This is a genomic window from Erythrobacter sp. S249, assembly GCF_057364975.1.
Genome location: NZ_CP200287.1, coordinates 696,979 through 711,281, shown reverse-complemented (window position 1 = coordinate 711,281; position 14,303 = coordinate 696,979). Strand labels below are relative to the sequence as shown.

General features: G+C 59.9%; 10 protein-coding genes and 1 tRNA gene. 8 read left to right on the top strand and 3 right to left on the bottom strand.

What is annotated here, in order from left to right; translation table 11 throughout:
* Positions 1-17 precede the first annotated feature (17 nt).
* Positions 18-596, bottom strand: a complete 579-nt coding sequence (locus tag AC0V6V_RS03440; RefSeq protein WP_486166032.1) for a NifU family protein — start codon at positions 594-596, stop codon at positions 18-20.
* 147 nt (positions 597-743) lie between these two features.
* On the opposite strand from AC0V6V_RS03440, the gene AC0V6V_RS03435 reads away from it, so the two are divergent.
* The 7 genes from AC0V6V_RS03435 (at position 744) to AC0V6V_RS03405 (ending at position 10,825) form a co-directional block, all read left to right on the top strand.
* On the top strand, positions 744-3,800 hold the full coding sequence (locus tag AC0V6V_RS03435) for a M16 family metallopeptidase (protein ID WP_486164057.1): 3,057 nt from the start codon (positions 744-746) through the stop codon (positions 3,798-3,800).
* A 212-nt stretch (positions 3,801-4,012) separates the two neighbouring features.
* Positions 4,013-5,386: a class II 3-deoxy-7-phosphoheptulonate synthase gene (locus AC0V6V_RS03430; RefSeq protein ID WP_486166031.1), complete on the top strand. Its 1,374-nt coding sequence runs from the start codon at positions 4,013-4,015 to the stop codon at positions 5,384-5,386.
* Positions 5,387-5,569: 183 nt separating this feature from the next.
* On the top strand, positions 5,570-6,631 hold the full coding sequence (locus AC0V6V_RS03425; RefSeq protein WP_486164056.1) for a GGDEF domain-containing protein: 1,062 nt from the start codon (positions 5,570-5,572) through the stop codon (positions 6,629-6,631).
* A 147-nt stretch (positions 6,632-6,778) separates the two neighbouring features.
* Positions 6,779-8,062: an ergothioneine biosynthesis protein EgtB gene (gene egtB / locus AC0V6V_RS03420; RefSeq protein WP_486166030.1), complete on the top strand. Its 1,284-nt coding sequence runs from the start codon at positions 6,779-6,781 to the stop codon at positions 8,060-8,062.
* A gap of 15 nt (positions 8,063-8,077) precedes the next feature.
* A complete protein-coding gene (egtD, locus tag AC0V6V_RS03415) occupies positions 8,078-9,064 on the top strand; it encodes an L-histidine N(alpha)-methyltransferase (protein ID WP_486164055.1) in 987 nt (328 codons plus the stop codon).
* 65 nt (positions 9,065-9,129) lie between these two features.
* A complete protein-coding gene (locus tag AC0V6V_RS03410) occupies positions 9,130-10,080 on the top strand; it encodes an NAD(P)/FAD-dependent oxidoreductase (protein WP_486164054.1) in 951 nt (316 codons plus the stop codon).
* A 67-nt stretch (positions 10,081-10,147) separates the two neighbouring features.
* Entirely contained in the window at positions 10,148-10,825 is a 678-nt protein-coding gene (locus AC0V6V_RS03405; protein WP_486164053.1) for a retropepsin-like aspartic protease family protein, read from the top strand.
* A 72-nt stretch (positions 10,826-10,897) separates the two neighbouring features.
* Here the strand turns inward: AC0V6V_RS03405 and AC0V6V_RS03400 are convergent.
* Positions 10,898-10,972: transfer RNA gene (locus AC0V6V_RS03400), tRNA-Gln, on the bottom strand.
* A gap of 90 nt (positions 10,973-11,062) precedes the next feature.
* On the bottom strand, positions 11,063-11,917 hold the full coding sequence (gene yghU, locus AC0V6V_RS03395; protein WP_486164052.1) for a glutathione-dependent disulfide-bond oxidoreductase: 855 nt from the start codon (positions 11,915-11,917) through the stop codon (positions 11,063-11,065).
* Between the two features lie 230 nt (positions 11,918-12,147).
* Here yghU and AC0V6V_RS03390 point away from each other — a divergent pair, with 230 nt between their 5' ends.
* Complete coding sequence (locus AC0V6V_RS03390; protein ID WP_486166200.1) at positions 12,148-14,223, top strand: NAD(+) synthase; 2,076 nt, start codon at positions 12,148-12,150, stop codon at positions 14,221-14,223.
* Positions 14,224-14,303 lie beyond the last annotated feature (80 nt).

The window sequence follows — 14,303 nt, the reverse complement described above, 5'->3', positions numbered from 1 at the left end:
TCCAAAGGTCTGTTGAATTATGCTGCGCGTACTTCAACGACCTCAGGGACATAATGTTTCAGCAGGCCTTCAATCCCTTGCTTGAGCGTCGCGGTGCTGGATGGGCAGCCAGCACAGGCACCCTGCAGAGTGAGATAGACGACGCCGTCGCTAAATCCGCGATAGGCGATGTCGCCGCCATCACCTGCCACCGCTGGGCGAACGCGCGTTTCGAGCAGTTCGTTGATTGCGGCGATGATCTCTGCGTCTTCGTCCGATTCTTCGACTACATGCTCGGCGTCCGCAGGAACCGAGATGTCGCCCGCCGTTGCGGCATTGAACAGCGGCGCCTCTGACACGAAGTGATCCAGCAAAATGGCCACCACTTGCGATTTGAGCGATCCCCAATCCGCACCGGGAGCCGCCGTGACAGTCACAAAATCACTACCGAAGAACACGTTGATTGTCTCGCCCGTATCAAAGATCGCCTGGGCAAGGGGGCTGGCCTCTGCCGCCTCTGGGCTGGAAAATTCGCGCGTGCCAGCGGTCATCACTGTCCGGCCGGGCAGGAATTTCAGGCTGGCGGGGTTCGGAGTGGTTTCGGTTTCTATGAACATGATGACGTATTTAGGGTCGCTGCGAAGCCGCCACAAGGCGTGGCCGCGCTCAAAGCCGATAATAAAACCGCGCAAAATGACGCACAATCGCGTCTTATTGAGCAGCATTCACTATCCCTTCACACCATGCTTGCCTATATTCCGCCGATGAACGCGATTTTTCGGGCGCCCAAGGCCCTTCTCCTGCTTGCTGCTTCGGCGGCTTTGACATTCCCAGCGACGGCGCAAAATATAGAGCCCAACAGCTCTGACGAAGCGCCGCCTGAGGCGATCAGCGTGCCGAGCGCTGATCCGATCATCCCTCAGCCGAAAAAGCTGCAAGGGGCGGATGAAGTCCCGTGGCTCTATGAAAACAGCAACATTCCGGTCGACCGTGAGTGGTTGTTCGGGAAGATGGACAATGGCCTGCGCTATGCTGTGCGCAAAAATGGCGTGCCGCCCGGACAGGTCTCGATCCGGGTGCGGATTGATGCAGGCTCCTTGCACGAACGCGATTCTGAACAAGGCTATGCGCACTTGCTGGAACACTTGCTGTTCCGAGAGAGCAAATATCTGGGCCAAGCGAAAGCGATTGAAACGTGGCAGCGGCTTGGCGCGACCTTTGGCAGCGATGCCAATGCGGAAACCAGCCCTACGCACACCGCCTATAAGCTCGATCTGCCGGGCGTAACCCGCGGGAAACTGGCGGAGAGTTTCAAGCTGCTCTCCGGCATGATCAAATCGCCGGTGCTGAGTGATGAGAATGTCGCGGCGGAACTGCCGATTGTGCTCGCTGAAAAACGCGAACGCGGCGGCGCGGCGGAGCGCGTGGGCGAGTTTACCCGCTCCGTGTTGTTCGCAGGTCAGCGTTTGGCCACCCGCGCACCGATTGGCACTGAAGAAACCTTGCGCGGCGCGAATGGCGCCAAGGTGCAGGACTTCTACAACCGTTGGTATCGCCCGGAAAATACCGTGATTGTTGTTGTCGGTGACGCCCCGCCAGAGATTTTGGCGGGCCTGATCGAGCAATGGTTTGCCGATTGGGAAGGGACTGGCGAGGCCGGTGTTGCGCCAGATTTTGGCGATCCCGTGCCTCCGGCAGATGCTGCGAACACGCAAAGCGAAAGCGGACCCATTGGCGAGATCGGCGTGATGGTGGAGCCTGATCTCCCGCGCAGTCTGACTTATGCAGTGATGCGTCCTTGGCGGCAGGTGGAAGACACCATCGTCTATAACGAGGGGCTGATGATTGATGCGGTGGCGCAAGCGATCATCAACCGCCGTTTGGAATCGCGCGCCCGCTCTGGCGGCAGCTATCTTTATGCGCAGGTGCAACAGGACGATGTATCGCGCTCCACCGACGCGACTTTTGTGACCTTCGCACCGCTGTCCGAAGATTGGGATGCTGCGATGACCGACGTGCGCGGCGTGATTGCTGATGCGCTGGAAAGCGGGCCGACACAGGAAGAGATCGACCGTGAAGTTGCGGAATTCGACATTGCTTTCGCCAATCAGGTTGAGCAGCGCACTGTCATCGCCGGATCGAACCTCGCCGATACACTCATCAACGCGGTCGACATTCGCGAGACCACCGCCTCTCCAGAAGTGGTGCTCGATGTGTTTCGCGGCACGAAGCCGCGCTTCACGCCGGACGAAGTGCTCGCCGCGACACGCAAGCTGTTTCAAGGCGATGTGGTGCGCGGCATCTATGTAACGCCGTCGACCGGCGAAGCGGATGAGAGCGCAGTTCGCGTCGCGCTGGAACGCGCCGCGACCAGCGATGGCAGCTCGCGCCTCGCCGCCAGCACGGTGTCGTTTGACGAGCTCCCCGCTGTGGGCGAGCCGGGATCGATTGCCTCGCGCGCTCCGATTGGCCTGCTCGACATTGAACAGGTCGATTTTGACAACGGCGTTCGCGCGCTGCTGTGGTCCAATAATGCGGAGCCGGGACGCGTCGTCGTTAAGGTCCGCTTTGGCGCTGGCTACCGAGCATTTGATGATCAAACCGCGCCCTATGCCGCATTGGGCACGACCGCATTGGTCGGCTCAGGCCTCGGCGAATTGGGCCAGGAAGAGCTCGACCGTCTGGCAACGGGCCGCAAGCTCGGCTTTGAGTTCCAGATCGATGATGCGGTCTTTACCTTCACGGCGCGCACGCGCTCTGCCGATGTGGCTGACCAGCTGTATCTGTTCGCTGCGAAGCTGGGCATGCCGCGTTGGGATAAAGACCCGGTGATCCGCGCCCGCGCTGCGGCTCAGCTGGCGTATAATGCATTTGCCACCAGCCCTAATGGCGTGATCAACCGCGATCTTGAGTACTTGCTGACCAATCGCGATCCGCGCTTTGCCACGCCTGATCCCGATGCTCTGGCTGATTTGACGCCAGAGGGTTTCCGCGAAGTGTGGGAGCCGCTGCTGTCGCAAGGGCCGGTTGAAGTTCTGGTGTTCGGCGAGTTTGACCGCGATGCGACGGTGGAGGCCCTGCGCACCACCTTTGGCGCGCTGGGTGAGCGCGATCCAGTTCCCGCCGATGTTGCTACGCGCGTGCCGGAATTCCCGGCTGGCGCTGGCGAGACGACTGTCCTCAATCACCGCGGTGACAAGAATCAGGCCGCTGCTGTGATCGCGTGGCCGAGTGGTGCTGGCGTTCAAAGACTGCGCGAATCCCGCCAGCTTGAAATCCTGATCCAGGTCTTCAACAACCGCTTGCTGGAGGCGATGCGGGAGCGCGCCGGCGCGAGTTATGCGCCGCAGATCATCTCGAATTGGCCAACCGATTTGGAAAGCGGCGGGACGATTACCGCGCTTGCCCAATTGCAGCCGCAAGACGTGCCCGTGTTCTTCAGCGAGGCGGATAAGATCGCGCGCGATCTCGTCAACACGCCGCCGACCACGGAAGAGCTCGACCGGGTGACCGAACCGCTGCGGCAATTGTTCAGCCGAGCATCCACCGGTAACACCTTCTGGCTGTACCAGCTGGAAGGCGCGACGACGGATCGCCGCCGAATTGCTTTGCTGCCGAGCCTGCTCAACGATTATTCGCAGACCACGCCTCAGGTGATGCAAGTGCTCGCCGGGCGGTATTTCGGGCGTCAGCCTGGATGGCGATTGGCCGTTATTCCTGAGGGCACCGAACTGGCCGAGGCTTTGCCAATGCCAGCGGGTGAGGGCGCTCCGGCAGCGGCCGCCGCGCCTGCGCCGCGCCCAGAGGTGATCGGGCGATAGCGGTAGGCCGGGCGCTTTTCAGGCGGTTTTTGACCGCTTTGAGGTGTCCACCAATCGGTTGAAGCGATCACAGCGACGCGAAATAATGTTGTCGCTGGGGCTATTGCGGCTTTACACATGTAACCTAGGAGCGATAACGGCGCTCCTTACAGGCGAGGGCATTCGGCAGTACCGCCATGCCTCTTGCTACAATTTTGGAAGAAGAATTCGACGTGTCAAACAATTGGTCCCCCGAAAGCTGGAAGTCCCACGAAGCAAAGCATTTGCCGAAATATGAGGACCTGTCCGAACTGGCTGAGGCAGAGGCGACATTGGCGGCCTATCCGCCGCTGGTCTTTGCTGGGGAAGCGCGCGCGCTCAAATCAGACCTGGCGGACGTTGCGAATGGCAAGGCGTTTCTGCTGCAAGGCGGCGATTGCGCCGAGAGCTTTGCCGAGTTCCACCCGAACAACATTCGCGATACTTTCCGCGCGCTGTTGCAAATGGCGGTGGTGCTGACCTTCGCCAGCAAGCACCCGGTGATCAAGGTTGGCCGGATGGCGGGCCAGTTTGCCAAGCCGCGTTCCTCCGACACAGAGACGGTCGGTGATGTGACCCTGCCGAGTTATTTCGGCGACAACATCAACGGGATCGAGTTTGATCCGGTTCAGCGCCGCAATGATCCGGGCCGGATGGTGCGCGCTTATTCTCAAGCTGCGGCGACGCTGAACCTCCTGCGAGCATTTGCAGGCGGCGGCTATGCGAACCTGCGTCAGGTTCACCAATGGACGCTCGACTTTATGGGCCGCACGCCGTGGACGACCAAGTTCGCGCAAATGGCGGACCGCATCGGCGAGTCGCTGGATTTCATGGAGGCCTGCGGCGTTGATCCCGCAACGGTTCCGCAGCTTCAAGGTACCAGCTTTTATACCAGCCATGAAGGCCTGCTGCTGCCATATGAGCAAGCGCTCACGCGGCAGGATTCGCTGACCGGTCAATGGTTTGCGACCAGCGCGCACATGCTGTGGATTGGCGATCGCACCCGCTTCCCGGGTAGCGCGCATATCGAATTTGCACGCGGCATTGGCAATCCGCTGGGCATGAAATGCGGGCCGAGCCTTGAGCCGGATGCTCTGATTGAATTGCTCGATACCCTGAACCCATCGCGCGAAGCGGGCCGGATCACGCTGATCTCTCGCTTTGGCCATGACAAAGTCACCGAAGGCCTGCCCAAGTTGGTCCGCGCGGTTGAACGCGAGGGCCATCCGGTAGTGTGGAGCTGTGATCCGATGCATGGCAATGTCGTGAAGTCTGAGACCGGGTTTAAGACGCGGCCATTCGACCGTATCCTGACCGAGGTGAAGGGCTTCTTCGATGTGCACCGCGCAGAGGGCACGCATCCGGGCGGCATCCATATCGAGATGACCGGCCAGGACGTGACCGAATGCGTCGGCGGCGCAGTGGCGATCACCGATGAGCGCCTGGGCGATCGCTATCACACGCATTGCGACCCGCGCCTCAATGCAGAGCAATCACTCGAGCTGGCGTTTTTGCTGGCTGAGATGCTTAATCAAGAGGTTGTTGGACGCCAAGCCAACGCGGCTTAGTCGCGCGGCATTCTAAGCCGAACTGATTGATTTAACTGCGGTGGCGAGCGTTATGCTTGCTGCGCGGTAAAACGCGCGCCTCCGTGCAATAGGTAAAAACCCGCATGGCGCCCGGGCCAAGCGGTTGACGCTTTCCCTCTAACGCCTGCCAATTATGGATCGAGGGCACATCACGGGGCCGGTATGTTGACCGGGGAAGCAGGGAACAGCGCGCTGTTTGCCGCCTGCATCCTGTTGGGTGTCGTGGCGATGGTGTTTGTGATCGCCACAGTGAATGCCCGCCGCGAAACCGGCTTTGCCGCCCGTATTGCCCGCGAACGCGGCGAGCGCATGAGCGAGCTGTTGCGCACCATGCGCATGGCGGAAAACATCGCCGACCTGGGGATCTGGCAATATGATCCGGCGAGCGGCGCGCAGCAATGGTCCGATGGCATGCGCACGCTGTTTGGCATGGCGAAAGATGAAGAGTTCATCGAGGGTGACGCAGAAACCGTCCTGTTCGCCAATGACATCGACCTTGTTGGCCAAGTCACTGCGCGGGCCAAAGAGGTTGGGCCTTATGAGCTGCACTACGACATTCACGGCTATGACGGCATGCCGCGCTCGATCTCAGTCCAGGCCTGCAATCTTCACAATAGCTCTGGTGAAGTCGCGCGCGTCGTCGCGGTGGTGCGCGATGTGACCGATCAGGTTCAGCGCGAACGCAAGCTGGAGCGTTCGCGCGTCACGGCCCTGCAAGAGGCGAGTGTTGCCCGCAAGCTCGCTGAAACCGATCCGCTGACCGGGCTGGCCAACCGCCGCCGCGTTATGGCGGTGCTCGATCAACAAGTGGCGCAATCTCAGAAGAGGGGCGAACCGCTCTCTCTGATCCTGTTTGATATTGATCACTTTAAGTCGGTGAACGACACCTACGGCCACCCGCACGGTGACCGCGTGCTGCAAGAAGTGGCCAAAATCGCCATGGAGCAAGCGCGCGAAGGCGATGTTGTTGGCCGGGTAGGGGGCGAGGAATTTGTCTGGATCGTGCCCGGCGCTGACAATTCCTATACCCGGATCATTTCAGAGCGTTTGCGGCTGGCGATTTCCATGGGCACCGCCATCGAGGACAAGCCTCCTGTGACGATCAGCGTTGGCTTCACCAGCCTTGCTGCGGGCGATGCGCCGCTCAAATTGTTTGCCCGCGCGGATACGGCTTTGTATGATGCAAAGGGCGCGGGGCGTAACCGCGTTCGTATGGCGGCTTAAGCAACTCAGCCCGGCAAGTTTGCAACCTATTGTTGCGGGCTGTGCCTTTTAATTTTCACAAGTTTCGGGCATTGCGCCATTGCTGAGCGATTGGAAACGCTCGCAAATTGGGAGGCGCGCGTGCCGCTGACATCGCCGGAACACCCAGTGCACAAGGCGGAGCCTCGCCCCGATCTGGCTGAGCAATATTGCTCTACCCGGGCGCTGATGGAGGCATTGACCGAGCGTTTGTCCGATGCTGATGCGACGATGCAATCCATGGAAGACGCCTCGCCGGCGAAATGGCATTTGGCGCATACCAATTGGTTTTGGGAGACGTTCCTGCTGCGCGATTACGCGCCGGGATACACGCTCTATAACGAAGACTGGCCGTTCCTGTTCAACTCTTACTATGAGGCGGAAGGGGAGCGGATTGCGCGTTTTTCACGCGGGGCTTTGTCGCGCCCGACGCTGGATGAAATTCGCGATTGGCGCAAAGCTGTTGATCGCGCGATGAAGCCGCTCATTGCTGACCCAGAGCGGGCTGATCTGATCGCTTTGGGCATCGCGCATGAGCAGCAGCACATTGAATTGCTGCTAACCGATATCAAGCACGCATTGTTCCAAAATCCGCTCGGCCCCGCGATGTGGGTTGGCGCGCCAGAGGCCGCGATGTCGGCGGGCGGTGCAGGCGGCGTGGCCGATGCGGGTTGGAATGAGCATCCCGGCGGCATTGCTCTGATCGGGCATGACCATAATGACAGCGCCGAATTCGCGTTCGACAATGAGGGGCCGCGCCACCGCGTTCTGCTGGAACCGTTTGCCATGTCGCGCCGGCTGGTGACGAACCGGCAATGGGACGAATTTATCGCCGATGGCGGCTACACCACCGCATCTTTATGGCTGTCAGACGGCTGGGCCTGGGCGCGGGAAAACGGCATCACCGCTCCGCTCTATTGGCGTGAGCGTGACAGCACGGCTGAGCATTTCACCCACCAAGGTTGGCAGCTGCGCGATCCCGATGCGCCGGTCACTCATATCTCTTATTTTGAGGCGGATGCCTTTGCCAGCTGGGCGGGAATGCGTCTGCCAACCGAGTTTGAATGGGAAGCGATTGCGCGCGGTCAGGATGGGGAGGGCAGCGCGCCCGCTCACGACGCCTCGTCCGGAAACCAATTGGACGGCGCCCATGCCCCGGCTCAGCATGGCGGAGAGGCTTTGTTTGGCGATTGCTGGCAGTTCACGCGCTCGGCCTATCTGCCATACCCCCGCTTTGCGCCCGCAGGCGGCGCGGTGGGCGAATACAATGGCAAATTTATGAGCGGTCAGTTCGTTCTGAAAGGCGCCAGCTGCGCCACCGTGCGCGGGCATTCGCGCGCGTCCTATCGCAATTTCTTCTACCCGCATCAGCGCTGGCAATTCACCGGTCTGCGCCTTGCCAAAGACCTTTAAGGCCAAGGATAATTGATGAGTTCTCAAGAAGGCATTGCGCTCGTGAACCGCGATGATGATGGAGTGGATACCGCGTTTCGCAGCGATGTTCTGGCCGGGCTGTCGCAGCCGCAAAAGGCGATTTCTGCGCGGTGGCTGTATGATGATGCCGGATCGCAATTGTTCGAAGACATCACGCAGATCCCGGAATATTACCCGACCCGCGCTGAGACAGAGATTTTGCGAGAGCGCGGCGCAGAATTTGCCGAACTGATCGGGCCGGGCCGTGCGGTGGTGGAATTTGGCTCTGGCAGCTCGGTGAAAACGCCGCTGCTGCTCTCTTCGATTGAGCCGAGCGCCTATGTCCCGCTTGATATCTCGGGCGATTTTTTGCGCGCGGCGGCGGCTGATCTGGCGGCGAAATTTCCCGGTCTGCCGGTCCATCCGGTAGAGGCTGATTTTATGCGGCAAGTTGCGCTGCCCGATGCGGTCGCAGGCCTGCCGAAGCTCGGCTTTTTCCCCGGTTCGACAATTGGCAATATGGTCCCGCGCACGGCGGTCGATTTGCTGCGCAATATGCGTGAGACATTGGGTGAGGGCGCGCGCCTGCTGATCGGCATGGATCTGATCAAGGATCGCGGAGTCTTGGTCGATGCCTATGACGATGCCGCCGGGGTGACGGCGGATTTCAATCTCAATCTGCTGCGCCGGGTTAACCGCGAGCTCGGCAGCGATATTCCGACGCAAGCCTTTGAGCATGTGGCGCGCTGGAACGATGATTTTGCGCGCATTGAAATGCATCTGGTGGCGCAGAGCGATCTCGATTTTTCCGTTTCAGGCACTCATTTTGCGATGACGCGCGGCGAGACGATCCACACCGAGAACAGCCACAAGTTCAATCGCCGCACCGCAAACATGCTGCTGCTCGCGAGTGGATGGGACCCGCAGCAGCGCTGGCTCGATAGTGAAGAGCGTTTCTCGCTGATTTTGGCCGAGGCGAAGCCGCCAAAATCCGCGCCATAAGCGCTTTCTAACAAGCCCCCCAATTTCCTTCGAAACCGAAAGGCGCGCCCGCGCGTTACCCCGCCATGGCACATTCAATCGAAACCGTCGCAATCATCGGCGCTGGCATGGCCGGGCTCAGCTGCGCCGCGCAATTGGCGGCGGCGGGCAAGCAGGTCGTGATCTTTGACAAGGGACGCGGCCCGGGTGGGCGCATGGCGGCCAGACGCGCAGAGATTGCGGACGAGACGGTCAGCTTTGATCACGGGGCGCAATTCTTCACCGCTCGTGATCCCGCTTTCAAAGAGGCTGTGCGCGAATGGCAGGAACTGGGCGTGGTCGCGCCTTGGCCAGCGGCGGGTGACGATGCCTTTGTTGGTACGCCGGGCATGAATGGCCCGATCCGCGCGATGGGCAGCGCGCTTGGTGTCGAGTGGGGCACCCGGATTGAGAGATTGCACCGAGATGGTGACTGCTGGAAGCTGGAAACGGACGATAAGAGCTTTACCGCAGATGCGATTGTGTGCGCGGTTCCGGCGGAGCAAGCGAGCGTTCTGCTGTCTGAAGTCGCGCCAGAGCTGGCCGCTGCCGCATCGCAGGTGCAATCCGCGCCGTGCTGGGCCGTGATGGCGGCGTTTGAGCAAAAGCTTAGCATTGAGGCGGACTGCCTGCGTGATCCCGAAGCGGGGATTTCTTGGGCTGCGCGCAATTCGGCCAAGCCTGAAAGAAACGGCGGCGAATGCTGGGTGCTGCACGCCAGCCCAGAGCGCAGCCGCGAAGTGCTTGACCTGCCTAAGGAGGAAGTGGCCGAGATTTTGCTCGCCGATTTCTTCTCGCAGACCGGGGCAAAGCCTGCGAAACCGATCCATTTGACCGCGCACCGCTGGCTGTATGCGATGGCTGAGCCAGTCGCGGGCGAACCAGCACGCTATGACGCGGACAAACAGATCGGCATTGCTGGGGACTATCTGCACAGCCCGCGCGTTGAAGGTGCGTTTCTATCAGGTCGCGCCTTGGCGGCAAAAATGCTCGGCTAGAATTGCTCACGGCGCGAGCGCGTTCGTTCATGGAAAAGCACGGCAATTGTTCCTATGTTTAGGGGCAATGAACCTCGACAACCTCTTTTCCAACATCGCTGGCGCGTTCACCGCCGTCCCGCGCTCGGAATTGCTGATGCTCGCGGTCGCGGCGGTAATGGCCGGTGTGCTCGGTTCGCTGATGATCCGCCGCGAGGTGGCGTTCGGCAAGTTCGTTCGCGCGGGCAGCACTTTGGTGCTGGTCGGCATTCTTTGCACCGTCATCATTCAGCTCTCCCGCTTTGATCCGCGCATTGAGGTCGCCGTGCCGCAGCTTGGCCTGCCTCAGCAAGTGGTGGAGGGCGGGGAGACCCGTATTCCGATCAGCCAAGATGGGCATTTCTGGCTCCGCGCGGAGCTTAATGGAGTGCCTGCCAATTTTCTGGTCGACACCGGCGCGACGCTGACGGCGATATCGCAAGGTCTGGCGGATCAGGCAGGCATAGAGCCGCGTACGGGCGGGCTGCCAGTTACGATCGGCACAGCGAATGGTCCGGTGGAGGCGTCTCTTGGCACAATTGATGAGCTGCGCTTTGGCAATGTGGCCGCGCGCGGGCTTGATGTCGTGATCGCGCCTAGCCTGGGCAACACCAATGTGATCGGTATGAACCTGCTCTCGCGGCTCGCATCTTACCGCGTCGACAATCAGACCAATGAGATGATCCTGGAGCCGAACAATCCGCAGGAGCCATTGGAGCTGCGCTGAGGCCTGCGCAAAAGGCGTGCGTTATGGGCGCCGGGTTTTAGCGCTCAATTTCAATGATTTGGGTAAGGAAAATGGCTGGGGTGGTAGGGATCGAACCTACGAATGCCGCTACCAAAAAGCGGTGCCTTACCACTTGGCCACACCCCAGCAGAGCGCGCTATATAGCGCCGCCATTTTATATGTGAAGGGGCGCAAGGCACATTTTTGCCTGTGCGCCCCTTTTATCGCTTCAGCCGGTCAGATTGCCTTGCCTTCAAAGTCCGCCGCAGAGTGACGCTCTAGCAGCTGCTCATTTTCTTCGCCCCAGGTCTTGTTGACAATCCGGCCGCGTTTCACCGCCGGACGGGCAGAGATTTCCTCCACCCAGCGGGCGACGTTTTTGTACTCATCAATCGACAGGAAAGTCTTGGCTTCATTGTAGATTTTGCCTTCGACGAAAGGCGCAAGCCAAGGGTAATTGGCGATATCTGCGATGGTGTATTCGTCGCCGCCGAGGAAGCGGTTTTCGGCCAAACGCTGGTCCGCGACGTCGAAAATCCGCTTTGTTTCCATCGCATAGCGATTGATCGGATATTCGTATTTCTCCGGGGCATAGGCGTAGAAATGGCCAAAGCCGCCGCCGATGAACGGCCCGGTGCCAACCTGCCAAAATAGCCAGCTCATCACCTCTGCGCGTGCAGCCGGTTCGGTTGGCAGGAACGCGCCGAATTTCTCCGCAAGGTGCACCAGAATGGCCGCCGATTCGAACACGCGGAACGGTTTGTCGCCGCTCTTGTCGAGCAAGGCAGGGATTTTTGAGTTCGGATTGATTTCTACAAAGCCGCTGGTGAATTGCACGCCTTCACCGATGTTCACGGTATAGGCGTCATATTCTGCGCCTGTGTGGCCTGCCTCCAGCAGCTCCTCCAGCATGATTGTGGCCTTCACCCCATTGGGCGTCGCCAGCGAGTACAGCTGAAACGGATTGTCGCCCTGCGGCAATTCCTTGGTCTCGCGCGCGCCTGCGGTTGGGCGGTTGATACTGGCAAAACGTCCGCCATTCTCGGTGTCATTGGTCCAGACTTCTGGCGGGGTATAAGTGGGATCGGCCATTCTATGTGCTCCTTAGCTGGGAGGGGTGTGTCGTTCTGACCCGTGTTTCATGAGGTGGGGGATGTCTGCGCCGCGTGCAACCTTCGTTGATGCGACGGCGGGTTCATTTTCACTGCTAGTCCGAATAGCGAAACTTTGCGTTCGCTTTTGCAGCATCATCTCTCATGCCTTTGATGCGCGGTGATAAACCGCTAAAGGGTGCGCCAGACACCATTTCGGAGCGTGCCCACGTGACAGCCAGCAGCCATTCTTTTTACGACATGCACAGCCACGGGTTTGTGCGCGTGGCGACAAGCACGCCGTCCTCGCGCCCTGCCGATGTGGCTTACAACACCGCTGGCGTAATCGCCGAGGCGAAGAAGGCGCATGCGCAAAATGTCGATCTGGTGGTCTATCCAGAGCTGACTTTGTCGTCCTATGCGATTGATGATCTGCTGCTTCAGCAGGCTCTGCTGGTCCGGGTGGAAGAGGCGCTGGGCGAGGTGATCGAGGCCTCGCGCGATCTTTCGCCCGTGCTGGTAATTGGCGCGCCGCTGAAACGCGGGGACAAGGTTTACAATTGCGCCGCAGTGATTGCGAATGGCGAATTGCTGGGCGTGATCCCGAAAAGCTATCTGCCCAATTACCGCGAGTTTTATGAGAAACGCTATTTCGCGCATGGGCGTGGCTGCGAAGATTTATGGATCGCAGTGAACGGCGAAGAAGTTCCATTCGGCACAGATGTGGTCTTTGCCGCGAGCAACCTGCCCGGCTTCACCTTCGGCGTGGAGATTTGCGAAGATTTCTGGGCGCCCAATCCTCCGGGCACGATGGCCGCGCTCGCCGGGGCGCAGATCTTGTGCAATCTATCCGCTTCGCCGATCACGATTGGCCGCGCGGATGATCGCCATTTGCACTGCCGATCAAGCTCGGCTCGGTCGATTTGCGCCTATGTCTATTCAGCCAGCGGCCACGGCGAAAGCACCACCGATCTTGCATGGGATGGGCAGGGTGTGATTTACGAGCTGGGCGGATTGATGGCCGAAAGCACGCGCTTTGATCTGGAGCCGGAGCTGTGCGTGGTCGATATCGACACTCAGCGGATTGCTGCCGAGCGGGTGCGGAACCAAACCTTTGCCGACGCGGCAGAGGCGCATGGCCGGCCAGAGGACAGCTATCGCCGGATCGTGTTCGATCATGCTGGCGTTGCCGAGGATGGCGCGCTGGATAAGGGCCTGATCCGTCCGGTTCGCCGCTTCCCATTTGTGCCGAACAACGCAAAGACGCTGGACGAGGATTGCTACGAAGCGTTCAACATTCAGGTCGATGCCCTGATGCGGCGGATCACCGCGACCCACGCCAAGTCTTTGATTATCGGCATTTCTGGCGGACTTGATAGCACCCATGCTTTGATCGTGGCGGCGAAAGCCTGCGACCGGCTCGGCATGCCGCGCACCGCCATCCGCGGCTACACCATGCCCGGCTTTGCCACCTCTGACAGCACCAAGTCGAACGCGTGGAAGCTGATGGAGGCGATGGAAATCACCGCCGAGGAGATCGACATTAAGCCAGCGGCTACGCGGATGCTGGAGGATATGAAGCACCCGTTTGCGGGCGGTGAGCCGGTCTATGATGTGACCTTTGAAAATGTTCAGGCCGGATTGCGTACGGATTATCTGTTCCGCCTGGCCGGGCAGCACTCCGGCTTTGTCGTGGGCACTGGCGATTTGTCAGAGCTGGCGCTGGGTTGGTGCACTTACGGCGTTGGCGACCACATGAGCCATTACGGTGTGAACGCGGGCGTGCCGAAGACGCTGATCCAATATCTGATCCGCTGGACGATCCAGACGGAGCAATTCAGCAATGCGTGCAGCGACGTCTTGGGCGCAGTACTCGACACCGAAATCTCGCCAGAGCTGGTGCCAGCGGGCGAAGATGGCGCGATCCAAAGCACAGAGGAACGGATTGGGCCGTATGAGCTCAACGACTTCTTCCTGCACCACACCATTCGCTATGGTCAGCGCCCATCCAAGGTCGCGTTTCTGGCCTATCACGCGTGGCGCGATGCGCGGGCGGGCAAATGGCCCGATGGTTTTCCGGAAAATCGCAAGAACGAATACGACCTTGCGACGATCGCTGGATGGCTGGAAAGTTTCGTTAAACGCTTCTTCGCCTTCAGCCAGTTTAAGCGCAGCGCCTTGCCCAATGGGCCAAAGGTCAGCTCGCAAGGCGCATTGTCGCCGCGCGGCGATTGGCGCGCGCCATCCGATGCGGTTGCCGATGTGTGGCTGGAGGATCTAAAAACCGGGCTTCCCAGCGGGAAATGATGACTAACTCGCCGTTAACTTGTTCTTAGTTCGTCATAGGTAATAACCCCAGAAATAATAATAATAAAAGCAGTTGGGGT